We start from the raw sequence: 17,842 nt of genomic DNA on the forward strand, positions 1-17,842 counted from the left end.
TCGAAACAAATGAAGGAAATCGGAATTTAATGTAGAAATATGTCTAACGAGCGTGGCAGAAATGTCAGACAATAATCAGTTATCAACAAAGAACCGTCAAAAAGTGAATTTTATCGAAAGGAGGTCGCTTAGAGAAAAAATTTACCTCAACATAATGCGGGAGAAATACTTGATTGCTTCAAGAAAATCATTGTCTCAGCTGGCTCAGCAAATGCTGCGTATCAATTATTCGAGGAGGGTTTCTATGAGGTTTACAATTCGGCTAAAAATGGCTCTAACTTTCACACTCATTATTCTGGTCCTAATGGGCTTGAGTGCCTACTCAATAACTGCTTTAAAAGAAATCAATTCAAAGTCGACAGAGATTGAAGTGGTCTGGCTTCCCGGCGTTGAACATTCCCTATCAATTAAAGCACTGGTGGCAGATTATAGAATCAAGGAACTCCAGCACGTCATTGCTTCAGACGCCGCAACAATGGACAAATATGAAAAAGAGGCCGATGCTATCCAGGGAGAACTCCAAAAAGCCTTTTCATCCTATGACAAAAGTATAATTGATGATCAAGACAGAGCACTTTTTACTATTGTTATGGATAATTGGAGTAAATACACCGAATTCCATAAACAAGTTATAGCCTCCAGCAAAGAGCTTAAAACTGAAGAAGCTATGACCTTACTTAATGGAGAATCCAAAAAAGCCAGAGACACGTTGGGGGAAACTGTAAACAAGCTGGTTGAATATAACTCTAACGGCGCAGTCAAGTCAAGCCAGGAGGGGAATGATCTATATGCGTTGACATATAAAATCCTCTTGATCGTAAGTATAGTTGCGATTATATTTTCCGTATTTGCAGCAATTTTCCTACTGTACAGCACGCTGAAACCACTGGGGTTGCTGAAAACAAAACTAAAGGATTTGGCGGAGAGAGGCGGAGATCTAACCCAAAGGATCGAAATTCAGTCAAAGGATGAGATTGGAGACCTTGCCCAAAGTACAAATCAATTCATTGAGAATATAAGGCAAATTTTGATTGAAGTAAATTCAAGTGCTGAAGGAGTTGATAATGTCGGCAAAAAAGTCACCGGATATTTGATTGACTTGAATTCTTATGTGGAAGATACATCGGCAGTTGTAGAAGAATTGGCAGCCGGTACGGAGGAATCCGCTGCAGCAGCTGAGGAAGTGAATGCGTCTTCTTATGAAATACAGAATGCAATTAATTCCATCGCAGAAAAAGCCCAGGAAGGAACTAGTGCTGTAAGTAAGATCAGTGAAAGAGCCGGAGCGCTAAAGGCAAATGCCATAGAATCTCAGCTTCAAGCAAACAGGATCTATGAAGGAGCAAAAGAAAATCTAGAAAAAGCGTTAAAGAAATCCGAGGCAGTTAAACAAATCAATGTGCTATCGGATGCAATCCTGCAAATTTCTTCTCAGACCAACCTGTTAGCGCTCAATGCAGCCATTGAGGCAGCCAGAGCAGGCGAGGCAGGCCGGGGGTTTGCAGTAGTGGCTGATGAAATAAGAAAGTTAGCCGAGAACTCAGAAAACACAGTTAACGAAATTCAAAAAGTAACTGAACACGTTGTTGATTCAGTAAAAGCTTTGGCAGAGAGTTCCGGAGAGATCCTAGTTTTTATTGATACAACTGTCAGAAAGGACTATGAAGGGCTGAAAACTACCGGCGAGCAGTACAGTAGTGATGCGGTATTTGTAAATGACCTTATTACTGACTTCAGTGCAACATCCGAGGAACTTGCAGCATCCATTCAGGCTGTAATAACAGCAATCAATAGTGTTAGCATGACTGTCAATGAAGGAGCAGCAGGAAATCAAATGATTGCCGGTAAAGCAACAACTATTGTCGAGAAAGTCGACGAGGTGAAAAATCAGATGGAGATTAGTCGGGAGAATACGGGTAAGCTTAAAACTGCGATCAGCAAATTCAAAATCTAGGATAATATTTCAGGAAAATGTGGGCTATGGAGTGCCGGATCAATGCCGAAAATCCTGCCGCTGGCTTTAAACCTTCACCGGGGCAGATCCAGATTTATCATGTGCCCGGCGGCGGGAGTGCGAGTGGACAGTGCCATTTATCAAGGCTATTCAGTGCCGCCTTACTATGACTCCCTGATCGGAAAACTGATTGTGGGATATTAGGAAAAAGAGAATCACGAAGTATATTACGTAAAAAAATATTCTTCTTGGAGTCCGTTATAAGATGGCGGCCACCTGACCGCCGTTGAGAGGGTGAATCCGCCTAAACCTGGGGCGGATCGTAAAGGTCGTTCGTCGAGGTATCAATCACTCGAATATCCCGTTTTTTAGCCAATTCGCCTCCTGTCGTAATGAAGATGTTTTTGGTTATAATCGTATCCATTACGGCTTCGGCTTCAGCCTTCGACAGGTCTGCCCGCGGATTAGGGAGCGTGATGGAAAAGTTCTTGCCGCCGACAGTGGTAAACGTTAACCTAATCACTTTATTGCTTGTTACTGCCATAGTATCACCTCTTTTCTTTCAAAATTGGAGAATAGTTACTCTTTATTCAGTTCAAAGTTTTTCTTGAGGAGCACCTGCAGCACCGGATAATCCACTAAACTGAACAATGCTTCGGCCACATCATAGAGATCCTCTTCTGTAGCATCGTGTTTCACGCCATTCAGACCTTTCTGTCTGACCACCGGGGCACCGGCGGGTGTCAGTTCGAACTGGTATTTCACAACCAGCGCCGAATCTAAGGGCAACGCTTCCACGGCCATACTTATTGCCTCCTTTCTAGACACTCACAGGCTAGTTCTACTTGGCCTGTCCGTATAGCTTATGAGATTGCTTAACCGATGTTACAAGAGAAAGGGAATATGAGAAACTATAGGGCATGTCCAACAATTCGACAGCGCTGTCGAATTGTTGGACATGCCTGTTGTGAGCTTGGCACACTCTTAAGTTCGGATACATATTCTGTAAATAAAGTAAGAGTTCGGAGGAAGTTATGATGTCTAATTTAATCACTACCCGCACGCCCTTCCTCATCGCAGCTGAAATAAATACGATCAAACAGCAGGTGGGGATAATCTTTCTGCAGAGTACCATAGAGATTGGGGGCCGCCTGAAGGAGGCCCGGGAGTTGCTTCAATATGGGGAATGGAGCAAGTGGTTAGAAGATTCGGTCAGCTATTCTCAGAAAACGGCGGAAAGAATGATACGCATTTTTGAGGAGTACGGGCCAAAACAGCTCGAATCCTCCGACGCTCAATCTCCTGCCACCGATACCCAGGCACAAAATTTGCCGAATTTGAATTTTACCCAGGCACTGATTCTCCTTGGAGTCCCTGAAGAGGTTCGAGGTGAGTTCATTGCCGAGTTGGATATTGATAACATAACCACTCGCGAGCTGCAGAAGAAGGTCAATGATTGGAAACTGGCCCGGGAAGAACGGGATCAAGCTCGGCAGGAAAACATAGGTCTCCGGAAAGTTGTGAATGAACAGGCAAACCAAATAACCCACCTGACTGAGGCTTACGACAACCTGATGACTAAGTCAGAAGAGTTAAGTGAGTCCAACCGAGCTCTGGAGCAGGAAACCGGAAAGAGGCAAGCAGAGTTGGAAAGAGTTAAAGATAGGGCCTCTTACAAGACCGTCGAAAAGATGAGCAAACGGCTTACTGATGTATATAACAAGGCAGTGGCAAATAAAGTGGCTTTTTTATACGGAAACCTGGAGAAAACATACAAGGAGCTAATGTGGGAAATGCAAGAGCTTGCCACCAAGGAACCCGAGACCCATCGCATATTCAAAAAAAATGTGACAGATTTCTTAATTAAGTCCTTAAAGGAGAATGTGGATACGGAGAATAAGCAGGCCTAAGATTTCTGCTAGGGCGACCCTGAAATTGCCTAACGAGGGGGGGAGAATTCTTTGTGAACGCAGGTCAAAAAGATAAGAATATTGATACGCAATGTTTACTCCATAAGGAGTAGACATTTTTTTATTTTACAAGAGCTTTGGAAAATACATATTGACAGGAATAAAAAGCAAGTGGTAATATTTACTTGCTAATGATATTGATAATCATAATCAAGTACTTCGAATAATTGTTTTCATTATAGGTCACTTGCCGTCTGCGAAAGAATCAACATGGACAGTATTCAACGCAGACAGCATTTCTATAGTTGACAATTTCTGATGTATTGGAACACAGATAAGGAGTCGTGACATGAATTTAAGTAAAAAAATCATTATCCCCGTTGTTCTCGTAATGGCCGCAGCAGTTTTTCTTTTGGGATACAGCATTCATGGGAGTATCAAGGAAAACCTTTCTGAGTTTTATCAGGAGAATTTAAACAAAAAAGCAGATGTACTACAGTCGGAAACAGACAATATGAAAGCCAAGGCCTTGAATGCAGCAGGTTGGTTGGAAAGTTCTGCCCAGCTGTCCCAAGCCTATCAGGCGGGCGACCGCCAGACAGTTATAGAACAGGGAGAATTGGCAATGGAGTCTTTTGAACTGGACTATTTTCTGATTACGGATTTAGAAGGCAAGGTTTTTGTCAGGGCTCATGAACCGGAGAAATTAGGGGACAGTATTGCTGGGCAAATGAATATTCAGAAGGCCCTCCAGGGTGAAAAAAGTGTTGGCATCGAAGAAGGAAAAGAAGTTGGGCTTTCTATCCGGGCAGGTTGTCCTCTGCGAAATGCCAACGGTGACATTATCGGAGCTATTTCCACAGGCTATGAACTGGGCAGCGAAGCCTTTGTCGACAGGTTCAAGAAAGTGTTTGATTCGGAAATCACGGTTTTTAGTGGCGATGAGAGGATAATGACTACATTTCTGGATGAAAAAGGGGATCGGATTATTGGAACAAAACTGGAAAACCGGCAAATAAGCGAGGATGTGTTAACGAAAGGACAAATATATTATGGCCAATCCGAGATTAGGGGCAGCGAATACAGCTCTGTTTACTCACCCATTGTTGATGTAGACAATAAAATTGTCGGGATGATATTCATCGGAGATGATAACGGATTGATCAAGAGCTTGATTGGGGAAACAACCAAAAGAATAGGGCTGACTTCTGTAGTCTTAGCTGTTTTCCTTGTTCTTGCCATGGCTTTGATTGTCCGAAGATTGATCATCAAGCCCCTGGGTGGGTTACTGGCTATTCTGAAAGGAGCAGCTGAAGGAAAAGGAGATCTTACCATAAGAGTTGAGGAGCAATCCCAAGATGAACTAAGTGAATTGGGGAAATACTTTAACCTGTTTGTAGAAGAAATTCAGGTCTTGATTAAGAGTATTGGCGGCTCAACAGGCCAAGTAAGCGCTTTTTCTGAGCACATGGCGGCCAATGCTGACCAAACCAGTAAGGCTGCTGAAGAGATTGCCCTAACCATCTCTCGTTTGGCCGAAGGTGCCAATAGCCAGGCTTTGTCCGTAAAACAAGGAACAGCTATGATTGAAGCAATCAATAAGGCTATCATAGCGATCAAAAATAGTACGGGCCAACTGGTTAAGGTCAGCGGGGAAACCCATAAAACAATGGAAACAGGATTCCAGGCCATTGCTACCCAATTTGACGCCATGGAAAAAAACAAAAAAGCTTCCACGGTGGTAGTCAATAAAATTAATGCTTTAGCTAATAAATCGGATGAGATCGGACAGATCGTCAATGTTATCAATGCCATTGCTGCTCAAACCAATCTATTGGCCTTGAATGCAGCTATTGAAGCTGCCAGAGCAGGGGTGCACGGAAAGGGGTTCTCAGTCGTTGCCGAAGAAGTACGCAAACTGGCGGAAAAGTCTACGGTTGCAACCCGGGAAATTGCCGGTCTGATCCAGGAAATTTTGAAAGAGATCTTTGAAACCAAGGAAGAGGTACTGCTGGCAAGCGAAGCAGTGAGCGCCCAGGAATCGGCAGTCAATGAAACACAAGATTCCCTGCGCGCTATCCAAGGTGCCGTCGAGAGGGTGATGACGGAAACCGGCAGCATCTCCTTCGCTGCGCTGGGGCTTGGCCGGGAAGTCAAAAACATGGTACAGACTATGAACAGCATTGCTGAAGTAGCGGAAGAGAGCGCTGCTTCCACTCAGGAGGCTTCAGCTGCTACCCAAGAGCAAACCTCCTCGATGGAAGAAATGGCCCTTAGCGCCCGGCAGATGAATGAGGCAGCGAAAGATCTTCAAAATATGGTGAAGAAATTTGTCGTTTGACTATGAGAATGTAAATCAAATGAGTAAGTCCTATGCCACTGTTAAAAACAAGGGATTACAAAGCTGTAATAATCTTGGCAAAAAAATAGTGTAAGTATTAAATAAACAAAAGGCCGGTTTCCTCAAAGGAAAACCGGCCTTTTGTTTCTAGAAGATGTCGTAACTAATTCCGGCTATGGTAACTGAAGTGCCAGCAGTGACTATTAGACTGGAGCGTGTTCGGGCGGAGTCTCAATTTTATCTATCGCCATCAAAATAAAAGTTAAAAAGTCTTTTGTAGAACAATTCAAAAGGAAAATAGTTTAAAAATTGGCAGGTAAATATAAGAAAGGGAAGAATATGTATATTAACGCAGCCTAGAACAATCAGATGTTGATAGCTTTTAAATTAAATGACAACGGAAGGAGGGGGAACGACCACTCTACTTATTAACAAAGCAAAGTTCTGGATGCACAAGATTATCCCGCATTTAGAAACTAGCAAAGAAATAGTTGAATAAGACAAGGTGGAAAGGATTGATAAAATGTTTAGGAAGATTCGCCATTTGAACATTGTGGTTATTTTTATGCTCCTTTTACAATTAGCTGTTTATCCTGCCAATACCCTTGGAAGTGAAAAAGCAAGTATTACAGTAGAGCAGGCCGTGCAGATCGTCAAGGATAACTTTAGTATACCCGAGAAATATTCACGAATGTCTACAGGATATAATAAATATAACGATCGGGCCACCTATAACATTGATTGGAGTTCAATGGAACAACCGCATGGGAGTTTCAATGCAATGGTTGATGCAACAACCGGAGACATTTTAAACATTAATCAATGGGAAGAATCGTTTCGGCCATCTTTTAAACTACCTGTCCTATCCGTGGAAGATGCGGAGAAAATAGCCACCGATCTGATCTCAAAATTAGCAAGTAAATATCAATCCGAAATGAAACTTGTAAAAGATGACCAACAGGTATTGGAATTAAACAATTCACAGCCCTTTGCCTACAATTTCCGATGGATCAGGATTGTAGACGGTATCCCGTTTCCAGGTAACGGAGTGAACGTGAGTGTTAGGGGTGACAATGGGCAAGTTAGGGATTACAGCTTTAATTGGACGCATGATCTTAATTTCCCCGCGGCGTCGAACGTTATCTCCCCAGAAACGGCTCGTCAAACGTTTTTAGATACTCCCATGCTCGAATTACAGTATTTTATACCTCCACTCATGAATCCTGAAATATCAGAACCTCAACGCGTACTCCTCGTGTACCAGTTGTCCAATAAATACTACGGAGGATCCGTTGATGCGTTAAGCGGAAAGCCTGTAACTCTTGATGATCAGGCAGTTGGCTATAAATCCATGAGTGCAGTAAGCAGTATTTCTGCTGCAACATCGACGACAATAATACCAGGAGTCGCTTCCCAAGTTGCAGAAGCTTCAACCAGTAAGGATTCTCCCGAAAATTCCCAACAAATCAGCCAGAGTGAAGCCGTTGAGATTGTCAAAAAAGCCATAAAAATTCCCAAGGAATTTGTGATGCAAAACTCTAGCCTGAATCCTGACTGGGATAACCCTAGTGAACAAGTTTGGGATTTAAATTGGAATACTGAGTCTTTTTATATGGGGGAACACCGTTTCATTGGTGCTCGCGTAAACGCTAAGACTGGAGATTTGATCAGTTTCCATATGTCCTACAACACAAAACCAGATGACAAGGCTAAGACCGTTACACGTAAAGAAGCGCAAGAAATTGCGGATGACTTTCTCAAGCGTATACAGCCTGAACGCTTTCAACTTGTTAAATTAGAATCAGAAAGGTTCTATGGTGGTAATATCCCTTCTTATATTCAGATGTTTTCCTATGTTAGGGTCGTCAATGGTATTCCGGTTTCAAGTAACCGAATTAACATAACTGTAGATACCGTCGCTAAACAAGTTATAAATTATAATATGAACTGGTCCAACATTGAATTCCCAAGTAACGCTGATGTATTACCTATTAACGAAGCAACAGATCGGTTCTTAAAAATGCGCCCCTTAGAGCTGAGTTACACCTTAATTTACAAGCAGGATGGGCAAAAACAGGAACCCCGCTTGGTCTATCAACCCAATTCTAACTTTACAATGTACGGTCCTGGGATGATTAACGCTAAAACTGGTGAACCTATGGATTGGTATGGAAAAACCCAATCTCAGTGGGCTAGTTCCCATAAATTTACGGATATCCAGGGCAATTATGCAGAAAAGGAAATAGGCATCGTGGGTCTGACGGGGGCCTTTGGAGAATATGGAGATACCTTCCGCCCGGATGAAAAAATCACCGCTGGTTCGCTCTTGCGGGGGATGATTACGTTGGAAGGAAACAATCGCGATCTTATTTTGGCTGATGAGGATGTATTGCAGATCGCCAAAGAGCGTGGTTGGCTCCATGAGGATTTAAAACTTGAGTCTGAATTAAGCCGAGATGATCTGTCGAAAATAATGATTCGTCTCATTAAAATGGAACCGTCGGCCAAGGCTAAAGGTATCTATGCTGTTCCCTTTACAGATGCCAACACAATTAAGCCTGATTCACTGGGCTATATTGCCCTCGCATGGGGATTAGGTATCTTAAAATTTGATGGCAATACCTTAAACCCAAACCAAGCGGTAACAAGAGCTGAAGCTGCTTATGCTTTAGTCCATGCTTATGCAATTGAGCAACCACAGAATCCTGATATGAGATGATTGAAGAGGCGGCAAAATAAGCGGATCGTATATGAAATCTTAAAAATTTTAAATCTAACAATCGAGCGAAGTTATATAAATGTTACATTGGCGGTGCACAACTCGTAGTTTAAGCGCTTTTGCTTGATTTGGGGATGACCGTCACTGTTTCCAGCGGGTTTTGTTTTTATATTCCCTTTTGACAGGTTCGCCTGTCATTTTTATTTGCTCCAAGTGGCAAGCATAAAATCATATAAGGAAGGGCGGGTTGGTCATGAGGATTTCAAGAGTCAATCTTGACACTACTTCTACCATGCACTACAATATAACCAATCTACTATGCACCGCAATGTAGACCGCACTTAGAAAGCAGGAGGAGTTATGTTTGATAAATCGCAGCTGATGCGCGGAACCTTAGAAGGCTGTATCTTAAAGATTATTAGTTTAGAGGTAACCTACGGTTATGAAATCATGTTAAAACTAACGGGCTATGGTTTTAATGACATACGTGAAGGTACAATTTATCCATTACTTGTAAGGCTGGAAAAAAAAGATCTTATCTGCGGGGAGTTTAAGCCATCTCCCTTAGGACCAAGCAGAAAATATTATTTCATAACCAAAAGAGGCAAAGAAGCATTGAATTCTTTCGAAGCCTACTGGCAGAGTATATCTGTAGCGGTAACCAAGATTTTAAGTTTGGAGGTAAAGTAATGGCTAATCAATTAGAGAAACTGCGTAAAGAAAATAATCTGCTGGATAAACAATTATCAAAAGAAAACAACACCATTATGATGGATATGGTGTGCTATCTTAGATCCTCAGACTTATGTGATTACGATATCGAAATCATTCGCAAAGAACTTACTGGTATGGCCCTGGAAGCTCAATTGAGGAATGAAAAGTTCAGTGACGCTGTCGGTGATGATTATAAGGCTTTATGCGACGAGCTGATGAAAAACGGCAGACAAAAAACACTCAATGAAAAAGCATTAGAAATATTATATGTCCTAGTTTTTGGAGTAGGAACTTTATATCTAGTTGAGATTCTTTTTTCTTCAACCATTATTAATATAGTTAAGTTTGGACAATTTACTATGCCAATAACGTCAGGATTCCTTGTTTCGACCTTTATTGCAGTGGTAATGGCATTCAGTGTTTATAACTATTTCACTAAAAATTCCTTCGAATTATCAAATCATAATCGCAAAACCCAAATAAAATTTATCATAGCTTTTACGGTTGTGTGGACAGCAGTATTATTAATAAGAGTGTTTATGGAAAATACGGTTTTATGGTCTGTAAATTGTCTGTATCCCGCCGCATTCCTAGCGCTTGCCTTTGTGTTGATAAAAAGGTTGGAAGACCGACATGCCAACAATTTGTTAAAATTTAATCGCTAACTCTGGTGCTAAATAATTACTTTCATTCATCGGATCGACTCACTTTTAGATATAGGCGGCTTATACGATTTGATAGTGTCAGATTACATGAGTATATTGAAATAAGGTGATTAAATGCAAATCAACCGATTGTTTGAAATCGTCTATATCCTGCTTGATAAAAAAGCCGCAACGGCTAAGGCGCTGGCAGAGCGATTTGAGGTTTCAACAAGAACTATTTATCGGGATATTGAAACGCTGTCTTCTGCAGGAATTCCAGTTTATATGAGCAAAGGTAAGGGTGGTGGTATTTCACTCCTGCCTGATTTTGTGCTGAATAAAGCTGTCATAACTGATGAAGAAAGAAATGATATTTTATCTTCGTTAAAAGCTGTAAATGCTGTTAATCTCAGCAAAACAGATACCGCACTTAAAAAGCTCAGCAGCTTGTTTGGTGACTCAAACCCAGATTGGATTGAAGTGGATTTTTCATCTTGGGCTAATCCACAGAACGAAACAGTAACATTCAATACAATTAAATCTGCAATATTAAACAAGAGAATCGTTACTTTTGCCTATGCCAGTGCCAAAGGACAGCAGACAGCCCGTGAAGTAGAGCCTTTAAAACTTTGCTTCAAAAGTGGGTCATGGTATTTATATGGATATTGTAAGTCCCGCTGTGATTTTCGTTTCTTTAAGTTAAGACGAATCAGGGAGCTTTGTGTATCAGAGCAAAATTTTCAGAGGAAATCCCCCAGCCAAATTCTTTCTAACGATAATGTGTTTCAAAAAGAGTATATTAAACTAAAGCTAAAGCTATCTGCGGAGGTTGCGTATAGGGTATATGATGAATTCGAAAGTTATGATCAACAAGAGGACGGAAGCTTTATTGCAGAAGTAAACTATCCAAAGGGTGAATGGATAGTTTACTACATAACAACTTTCGGCAGACATTGTGAAGTTCTGGAACCGCAGGACGTAAGAAATAATGTCCAAACAGAACTGCAGAACGCCTTGAAACATTATCTTTAATATGACATACAGCTGTCGTATTAAGCAAAGTATAATAGCTTTAGCAAAGAGAGAGAGGTTATTATAATGAACTATGAAATCGTAAATTTAGAGCAAAAAACAATTGTTGGTGTTAGTGCAATTACCGGCAACAATGATCCTAAAATGGGTACAGTTATCAGTGGACTTTGGGAAAAGTTATATCAAGGTGGTGTAAATACTGCAATCAAAAATAAGCTTAACGCGTATGCCATCGGGCTGTATTCGGATTATTCAGATGATCAATACTGCGTAACTGCCGGTAATGAGGTTTCTAAAGCAGAGAATGAAGAACTGACTGTAAAAATAATTCCTGCAGGAAAGTATGCGAAATTTTCGGTACACGGGCATATGGAAAAAGCAGTTGCCGAGGCTTGGGGCGAAATCTGGAAAATGGACTTAAACAGAAGCTTTACCGGAGATTTTGAGGAATATCTTAATAGTGATTGGGAGAACGCTGACATTGATATTTACATTGCTCTAAAATAATTAAACAGACAATATAGGGTATTGGGGAGCAAATTTTAGGTTTAGTTTATGAGGACTTTATTTAACGGACAAGTAGGTGTGTTGGACAGAGTTTAGGAATAGTAAAACAGCTATGAAGAATGAAACTTCAGAGCTGTTTTTTTAATCTATTCTTGACTATACCGGCTGGCCGGTATATCATCAAGGAGCAACAAACTGGAGGTGTCTATGGAGAATATAACTAAAACTACTAAAAATGACACTAGGCAGAAAATACTGAGGGCTGCCGCTCAGATTATTAATACCAAAGGTGTACTAGCTTTGACATTAGAAGCAGTCGCCAAAGAGGCGAAGATTAGTAAAGGCGGATTATTCTATCACTTCGCCACTAAGGACGACCTAATGAAAGGCATGAATGACTTTATAATGCACAATTTTTTTGATGACTTGGAGCGTATTACTAAGGACGATCCTCGTCATAACGGGAAGTGGACAAGGGCTTACACAAATCTTACATTTAACCTATTAGATAGTGAATTTGAAATGAATCTCGCATTCTTATCGGCGATTGCAACAAGCCCGGATCTTGTTAAGTCCATGGCCAGGGATTTAAAAGTACTTCAGAATCACATTGAAAATGACCAGATTAACCCCATCGTTTCAACAGTCATTAGACTTGCCGTTGACGGGATGTACTTCAATCAATTATACGGATTAAACCTAAGTGAAGATGTACGTGATCAAGTTTTAAACTACTTACTTTCGTTATCTGAGGAGGAAGAATAATGAACGGTTACGTTCTTTTAGCCATAGCAATTGTCTTTGAATTAGTGTCAACATCAATGATGAAAGCGTCAGAAGGTTTTTCAAAACTCATACCAAGCCTTCTATTTATAGGTGGCTATGGTATATCATTTTATTCAATGGGACTAGCTCTACTGACAATTCCTTTGAGCATAGCTTACGCAATCTGGGCAGGCGTAGGAACGGCACTAACGGCAGTGATAGGGATTCTATATTGGAAAGAACAACTCAATCTATATAACGGCCTGGGTATAGTATTAATCATTATCGGCGTAGCACTACTTAATTTAAAGGGTACGGCACATTGATTGTGACTGTAGGTTAATAAGAGCGTTTAAAAGCGCTCTTATTTCTTTATGCTACAAAATCTGCATTTATTCGATATTTGTAACTTTTTCGTAATATAATTTAAGCTTTTTGTAAAGCACTTGAACTCTAAACTTGGTATTGTGAAATGGAGAAATGGCTATGGTCTAAAAAGTCTAAAGCCTGGCATAATTTGGAGAGTGAAGATAAGAACATGAATTGCAGCAAGAAGACAAATCAAGTGAATTTACATCCAAGGGGATTACAGAAGAAGTCCATCGGCTACATGCCGGGATTAGACGGACTAAGGGCTTTGGCGGTGTTTGCCGTGATTGCTTATCATCTAAATTTGACTTGGATGCCGGGAGGGCTCTTAGGGGTAAGCCTATTCTTTGTGTTATCCGGATATTTGATCACCGGTATTCTTTTGAAGCAATGGGAGCTATCCGGAGGGATTGACTTGAAAGATTTCTGGCTGCGCCGGGCCCGTAGGCTGCTGCCGGCTGTTTTTGTAATGCTGGCAGGTGTGATGTCCTGGGTTATGCTTTGGGCTCCCGAGCGCCTGGCAGCCTTGAAGCAAGAAGCGCTGGCAGCCCTGTTTTATACCAGCAACTGGTATCTGATCTTCCATCAGGTATCCTATTTTGAAAGCTTTGGTCCGCCGTCTCCCTTGGGACACCTCTGGTCTTTGGCGGTAGAAGAACAGTTTTATCTTTTCTGGCCCCTTCTTTTAGTAATAGGATTACGTTGTTGCCAGCAGCGAAAATGGATTATCGGGGGAACAATGGCTGTCGCCCTGACTTCAGCTGCGGCGATGGCGCTGATTTACATACCGGGTCATGACCCCAGCAGGGTATACTATGGCACGGATACCCGTGCTTTTGCTTTGCTTGTCGGGGCAGTACTTGCCATGGTATGGCCCAGCTGGAAGATGAACGCAGATCTGACCGGCAAAAAGAGACTAGCCCTGGATTTGGCAGGAAGCTTGGGATTATTGGTCATACTATTGATGATCGGAACAACAGACCAATACCAGCCTTCTCTCTATCAGGGCGGACTCTTGCTTTACTCCGTGGCAGCGGCAGGTTTGGTGGCAGCTCTGGCTCACCCGGCCAGCTATTTGGGCAGGATATTCGGATGGGGACCTTTGCGCTGGTTAGGAGAATGTTCTTATGGAATTTACTTATGGCATTACCCGGTCATCATTCTCACAAATCCGGTTGTGAATACAGAAGGTTTGAATCTTTCCCGCACACTCTGGCAAATTGGGGTGAGCATTATCCTGGCTGCTCTGTCTCGCTACTTAATCGAGGAGCCGATCCGGTACGGACGACGGAAATACCTGCGGAGGCGGAGGTCGAATCTTAAATGGTGGCAAAGGCCATTGGCCCCCATTACCAAAATTTCATTGAGTACCTTGCTGATGTTTTTATTACTGTTTGTAACCCTCAATGGAGGCATGCATATTTCAGAAAAGGCTTTGGCAAAGAGCCAGGTGTCGCAAGATCCAGTGCAAACAGCTGGCCAGGAAGAGAGTACTGCCAGGGGGGCTAAGGCAACGGATAAAAAAACAGCTATCCAGGGGGATGAAATTACGATCATTGGAGATTCCTTAATGATCAATGTTGAGCCTGTTTTGCAAAAACGTTTACCTGGTATTGTAATCGACGCACAACTGGGCAGGCAGATGTATCAGGCTCCGGATCTCATTTCCAGGCTTGAAGAAGAGGATAAGCTCGGAAAAATTGTAATGCTTGAACTGGGAACAAACGGTTCGTTTACGGAGAAACAGTTAAGGAAAACCTTGGACTCCCTGGAAAGTGCCGTGGAAATCTTGCTGGTGAATACCCGGGTCCCGAAGCCTTGGGAAAGAGAAGTAAATGAGACCCTGACAAAGGTAGCGGAGTCATACCCAAATATCAAACTGATCGATTGGCATTTGCTCAGTAGTGGCCATGAAGAATATTTTTATCCGGATGGTGTTCACTTGACCCAGTCGGGTGTGCAAGCCTACGGGGAGATACTACTTGAAACATTGATTTCTGATCAAATGGATGGAGAATAGTTAAAGCTATTTCGCTACATTTCTTCCCGCAGAAGATTTCATATAAGGAAATATCCTCAGACTAAATTTCGGGAATTGCGATGGTTCTGCTATATATCAACTCTTGACATGGAGTTAACTCCAAGTGTTATAGTATTAAAAAGCCGAAAAATTTGGGCATCTAAACCATAATAAATTAATCAGCATGAAGGAGAATATAATGGACAAAAAATTGGGTTTGGATGTATGAGGTTACCGCTGAATAAAGACGACCAGACATCCTTTGATAAGTAAGGTTAAATAAACTAGTAGCTACCTTTATAGAGAGAGGATTTACATATTTTGATACTGCCTATGTCTATCATGGCTATTTGGTGAAAAAGTAATGAGAGAAGCTCTCGTAAAAAGACATCCCAGAGATAGTTTTGCACTTGCGACAAAGCTTCCTATAAGAGATGTAAAAACTGTGGCAGATCAAGAAACAGTCTTTAATGAACAGCTTGAAAATTGCGGAGTGGAGTATTTGGATTATTATCTGCTCCACAATATTGGTAACACTATAGACATCACATCAGAAGCGAGGGATATTCATTAAAGCTAAAAGATTATGGATTATGGGTTTGTTTTTGCTGGCTGTCTTATCACTAAGTCTAAAAACTGAATTTAACTCAGTTACTGCTCCAGAAGAGAGGCCTCAGTCTGCTAATAGATCCGCTGATCCAAAAGAAGCAATCCCCTTACTAGGACTTTCTTTATCCTCAGCTTCCGAACCAACCGATGAACTGAAATCGAGTCAAAATAATGTAAGCTTTGCGGTTATTAGTGATATTCATATTCTCTCCAGCGAAACCGCTCCAATGAAGTTTAGAACAGCCTTGGAAGATCTTTTTGTAAATCAACAACCGCCGCTTAATTTAGTAGTATTAAATGGTGATCTTGGCGACGGTACACCTGAAGACTATCTGACTCTTAGCCAAATACTTCGGTCTGTCCGGACGAATACAGGTAAGACAACTCCGATAGTTCCCACCATTGGAAATCACGAATTCTACAAAGCCTATCATGATCCAAACAGTAATGCTTGGAATTCCGATACTTTCCCAAATCAAGATACAGATCCTCTTGCAATACAGCGCTTTTTAGACTTTGCAGGGAGAAGTCAGGTATATACTGATCACTATATTAATGGTTTTCATTTCATATTTCTTGGCTCCGAAAAGTCGAGAATGTCTGATCTAACTATAGGTGATGCTGCCTATCTTTCAGAAACACAATTAACATGGTTAAAATCAAAAATCTCAGAAAACCTTACACCGGGAAAACCTGTATTTGTCTTTTTACACCAACCCATATTTTCCGCTAATAGTAAAGCCCAAAGAAAGTACAATTTAGTGGTTCAACAGAAAGAACTGGCAGAAATCCTTCAATCGGTTCCCAATGTCGTCCTCTTCGTCGGTCATTTACACATTAAGTTAGGTTCACCTGATTCTGTTGTTAAAGACACCTTTACAATGTTCAATGATGCTTCTGCGAGTAGAGTACGCCAAGCCCCAGAGGCCAGCCAGGGCTTAGTTGTTGATGTTAACGATGGTGTGGTTAATGTAAAGGGACGTGACTTTCTCAAACATGAATGGCTACCCGAGGCTCAGTATCAACTGGACTTTTCTAAGTAACTACAGCGGCCATAACTAAACAGCTGTAAATAGGACTTTTTCTGGAATAAAAAAAGAATGCAGTACTAAACTTACATTCTTTTACTCATCAGGCAAAAAGGCAGAAGAACGAATAGCAATAGGTATTCGTTCTTCTGCCTTTTGATTAAATGTGTCACTGGCTCTGTTCACTTTAATGCTGAAAAGCCGCCCTATCAAAGGACTCTGGCGGCTGTTCCATCCAGCCTCGTTCAATCATGAGCTTCATGCCTTCCTCACCATATCGGGATATTTCCACCATCAAAGCTGCATAATGAAAAGCTAAATCTTTTCTAAAAGAGAGAGACATGGCATAAGCGCATAAATAGATCCCTGCCGTAACGGATGTTGAAACCAGAAACATAATCAACTTATCTGAAAAAGGTGAGACGGTTGAATCAGTTACTTCCATACTTACCGGCATATTACCCAGATGTTCTTCATCCTTGAGAATTTTATTAAAAATATCAATCTGTTTTTCAGCCAGATCTTTTCCTTTCAGAAGATAATCTTTAATTTCTCGGTCTTGCATAACTTGAATAAAACCCATTAACATAAGCATACCTATATAATTTCTCTCAATGATGTAAAATATTTCGCCTAATTCCATAGCATTGAGAGGTCTATGCTCGCCAAACCAGGTTTCGATAAGAGAATCTCTTTTTTTAATAAATTCTACTTGGTGCGGATAAGGCATTTTAGGGGGTCTATCATAAATTCCTTTAGACAACATAAGGTTTAATGCTTTCTTAAATAAGGCACCACTCAAATTTAAGCATTCATAAAAAAATTCAACAATATCTGCCCTGGCTACTTTAGTTATTGTCACAGCATAATCACTAAAAACCATTTGGTTAAATCTGTAGACATAGCTAAGTCCATATAAGTCTGTGTAAAGGGCAGGGGCGGATAAGTTAATATCCTGATCAGAAAAACCTTGTGGTACAGGGAAATTTTCGTCTGAGAATATCTCTATAATTTTAGCCGTGAACTTTTGCAAAAGGTTTATTTGTTCAATAACTAAGGGCTTGATTTCGTAGTCCTGAATATAGGGCTCAAAATGCTTAAAAACACATAAATTAGAGGTATTTTGCATGTATGTTTTCCATAAACCTGCAATTTCAGGAGTTGTTAAGTTTATGTGATGTTCTTTCATAGGTTTCCTCCAAATAGACAGATTTTTAAATAATATGTACT

The 17,842-nt window shown here is 41.2% G+C and carries 15 protein-coding genes and 2 pseudogenes; 14 read left to right on the plus strand and 3 right to left on the minus strand.

Annotation, left to right across the window (positions count from 1 at the left end; genetic code table 11):
* Positions 1-244 precede the first annotated feature (244 nt).
* Both DESMER_RS11070 and DESMER_RS23015 read left to right on the plus strand, forming a co-directional pair.
* Positions 245-1,954 carry a methyl-accepting chemotaxis protein gene (locus DESMER_RS11070; protein ID WP_014903139.1) on the plus strand — a complete coding sequence of 570 codons (1,710 nt, stop codon included), beginning with the start codon at positions 245-247 and terminating at the stop codon, positions 1,952-1,954.
* Positions 1,955-1,974: 20 nt separating this feature from the next.
* Positions 1,975-2,149: pseudogene (locus DESMER_RS23015) on the plus strand (acetyl-CoA carboxylase biotin carboxylase subunit); the annotation flags it as partial.
* Positions 2,150-2,258: 109 nt separating this feature from the next.
* Here DESMER_RS23015 and DESMER_RS11075 read toward each other — a convergent pair.
* Both DESMER_RS11075 and DESMER_RS11080 read right to left on the minus strand, forming a co-directional pair.
* Entirely contained in the window at positions 2,259-2,498 is a 240-nt protein-coding gene (locus DESMER_RS11075; RefSeq protein WP_014903140.1) for a DUF2922 domain-containing protein, read from the minus strand.
* A 35-nt stretch (positions 2,499-2,533) separates the two neighbouring features.
* On the minus strand, positions 2,534-2,758 hold the full coding sequence (locus DESMER_RS11080) for a DUF1659 domain-containing protein (protein ID WP_014903141.1): 225 nt from the start codon (positions 2,756-2,758) through the stop codon (positions 2,534-2,536).
* A 230-nt stretch (positions 2,759-2,988) separates the two neighbouring features.
* On the opposite strand from DESMER_RS11080, the gene DESMER_RS11085 reads away from it, so the two are divergent.
* From DESMER_RS11085 to DESMER_RS11140, 12 genes and pseudogenes are all read left to right on the plus strand, one after another.
* Complete coding sequence (locus DESMER_RS11085; RefSeq protein ID WP_014903142.1) at positions 2,989-3,864, plus strand: DUF3102 domain-containing protein; 876 nt, start codon at positions 2,989-2,991, stop codon at positions 3,862-3,864.
* 349 nt (positions 3,865-4,213) lie between these two features.
* Positions 4,214-6,205 carry a methyl-accepting chemotaxis protein gene (locus tag DESMER_RS11090; protein ID WP_014903143.1) on the plus strand — a complete coding sequence of 664 codons (1,992 nt, stop codon included), beginning with the start codon at positions 4,214-4,216 and terminating at the stop codon, positions 6,203-6,205.
* Between the two features lie 523 nt (positions 6,206-6,728).
* Positions 6,729-8,924 carry a YcdB/YcdC domain-containing protein gene (locus tag DESMER_RS11095; RefSeq protein WP_014903144.1) on the plus strand — a complete coding sequence of 732 codons (2,196 nt, stop codon included), beginning with the start codon at positions 6,729-6,731 and terminating at the stop codon, positions 8,922-8,924.
* 360 nt (positions 8,925-9,284) lie between these two features.
* Positions 9,285-9,614, plus strand: a complete 330-nt coding sequence (locus tag DESMER_RS11100; protein WP_014903145.1) for a PadR family transcriptional regulator — start codon at positions 9,285-9,287, stop codon at positions 9,612-9,614.
* The gene (locus DESMER_RS11105) at positions 9,614-10,303 is read left to right on the plus strand and encodes a DUF1129 domain-containing protein (protein ID WP_014903146.1); all 690 of its coding nucleotides are present in this window, start codon (positions 9,614-9,616) and stop codon (positions 10,301-10,303) included. Before DESMER_RS11100 ends, DESMER_RS11105 begins: the two co-directional genes overlap by 1 nt.
* Before the next feature lie 114 nt (positions 10,304-10,417).
* A complete protein-coding gene (locus DESMER_RS11110) occupies positions 10,418-11,314 on the plus strand; it encodes a helix-turn-helix transcriptional regulator (RefSeq protein ID WP_014903147.1) in 897 nt (298 codons plus the stop codon).
* 66 nt (positions 11,315-11,380) lie between these two features.
* The gene (locus DESMER_RS11115) at positions 11,381-11,821 is read left to right on the plus strand and encodes a GyrI-like domain-containing protein (RefSeq protein ID WP_014903148.1); all 441 of its coding nucleotides are present in this window, start codon (positions 11,381-11,383) and stop codon (positions 11,819-11,821) included.
* Positions 11,822-12,028: 207 nt separating this feature from the next.
* The gene (locus DESMER_RS11120; RefSeq protein ID WP_014903149.1) at positions 12,029-12,586 is read left to right on the plus strand and encodes a TetR/AcrR family transcriptional regulator; all 558 of its coding nucleotides are present in this window, start codon (positions 12,029-12,031) and stop codon (positions 12,584-12,586) included.
* Positions 12,586-12,912: a DMT family transporter gene (locus DESMER_RS11125; RefSeq protein WP_014903150.1), complete on the plus strand. Its 327-nt coding sequence runs from the start codon at positions 12,586-12,588 to the stop codon at positions 12,910-12,912. Before DESMER_RS11120 ends, DESMER_RS11125 begins: the two co-directional genes overlap by 1 nt.
* A 212-nt stretch (positions 12,913-13,124) precedes the next feature.
* Positions 13,125-14,975: an acyltransferase family protein gene (locus tag DESMER_RS11130; protein ID WP_014903151.1), complete on the plus strand. Its 1,851-nt coding sequence runs from the start codon at positions 13,125-13,127 to the stop codon at positions 14,973-14,975.
* A 225-nt stretch (positions 14,976-15,200) separates the two neighbouring features.
* Positions 15,201-15,507 (plus strand): annotated as a pseudogene (locus tag DESMER_RS23020) (aldo/keto reductase); the annotation flags it as partial.
* Between the two features lie 61 nt (positions 15,508-15,568).
* Positions 15,569-16,627, plus strand: a complete 1,059-nt coding sequence (locus DESMER_RS11140) for a metallophosphoesterase family protein (protein ID WP_148275281.1) — start codon at positions 15,569-15,571, stop codon at positions 16,625-16,627.
* Positions 16,628-16,799: 172 nt separating this feature from the next.
* On the opposite strand, the gene DESMER_RS11145 is transcribed toward DESMER_RS11140, so the two are convergent.
* A complete protein-coding gene (locus tag DESMER_RS11145; protein WP_014903153.1) occupies positions 16,800-17,801 on the minus strand; it encodes a DUF3231 family protein in 1,002 nt (333 codons plus the stop codon).
* Positions 17,802-17,842 lie beyond the last annotated feature (41 nt).

The sequence above is a fragment of the Desulfosporosinus meridiei DSM 13257 genome (assembly GCF_000231385.2).
Lineage (GTDB): Bacteria > Bacillota > Desulfitobacteriia > Desulfitobacteriales > Desulfitobacteriaceae > Desulfosporosinus > Desulfosporosinus meridiei.

Excerpts from the sequence above, each read along its gene's own strand:
- DESMER_RS11100 (WP_014903145.1), top strand. The coding sequence starts at position 9,285 with ATGTTTGATAAATCGCAGCTGATGCGCGGAACCTTAGAAGGCTGTATC.
- DESMER_RS11140 (WP_148275281.1), top strand. The coding sequence starts at position 15,569 with ATGGGTTTGTTTTTGCTGGCTGTCTTATCACTAAGTCTAAAAACTGAA.
- DESMER_RS11095 (WP_014903144.1), top strand. The coding sequence starts at position 6,729 with ATGTTTAGGAAGATTCGCCATTTGAACATTGTGGTTATTTTTATGCTC.
- DESMER_RS11120 (WP_014903149.1), top strand. The coding sequence starts at position 12,029 with ATGGAGAATATAACTAAAACTACTAAAAATGACACTAGGCAGAAAATA.
- DESMER_RS11110 (WP_014903147.1), top strand. The coding sequence starts at position 10,418 with ATGCAAATCAACCGATTGTTTGAAATCGTCTATATCCTGCTTGATAAA.
- DESMER_RS11085 (WP_014903142.1), top strand. The coding sequence starts at position 2,989 with ATGATGTCTAATTTAATCACTACCCGCACGCCCTTCCTCATCGCAGCT.
- DESMER_RS11105 (WP_014903146.1), top strand. The coding sequence starts at position 9,614 with ATGGCTAATCAATTAGAGAAACTGCGTAAAGAAAATAATCTGCTGGAT.
- DESMER_RS11075 (WP_014903140.1), bottom strand. The coding sequence starts at position 2,498 with ATGGCAGTAACAAGCAATAAAGTGATTAGGTTAACGTTTACCACTGTC.
- DESMER_RS11080 (WP_014903141.1), bottom strand. The coding sequence starts at position 2,758 with ATGGCCGTGGAAGCGTTGCCCTTAGATTCGGCGCTGGTTGTGAAATAC.
- DESMER_RS11090 (WP_014903143.1), top strand. The coding sequence starts at position 4,214 with ATGAATTTAAGTAAAAAAATCATTATCCCCGTTGTTCTCGTAATGGCC.
- DESMER_RS11070 (WP_014903139.1), top strand. The coding sequence starts at position 245 with ATGAGGTTTACAATTCGGCTAAAAATGGCTCTAACTTTCACACTCATT.
- DESMER_RS11145 (WP_014903153.1), bottom strand. The coding sequence starts at position 17,801 with ATGAAAGAACATCACATAAACTTAACAACTCCTGAAATTGCAGGTTTA.
- DESMER_RS11130 (WP_014903151.1), top strand. The coding sequence starts at position 13,125 with ATGAATTGCAGCAAGAAGACAAATCAAGTGAATTTACATCCAAGGGGA.
- DESMER_RS11125 (WP_014903150.1), top strand. The coding sequence starts at position 12,586 with ATGAACGGTTACGTTCTTTTAGCCATAGCAATTGTCTTTGAATTAGTG.
- DESMER_RS11115 (WP_014903148.1), top strand. The coding sequence starts at position 11,381 with ATGAACTATGAAATCGTAAATTTAGAGCAAAAAACAATTGTTGGTGTT.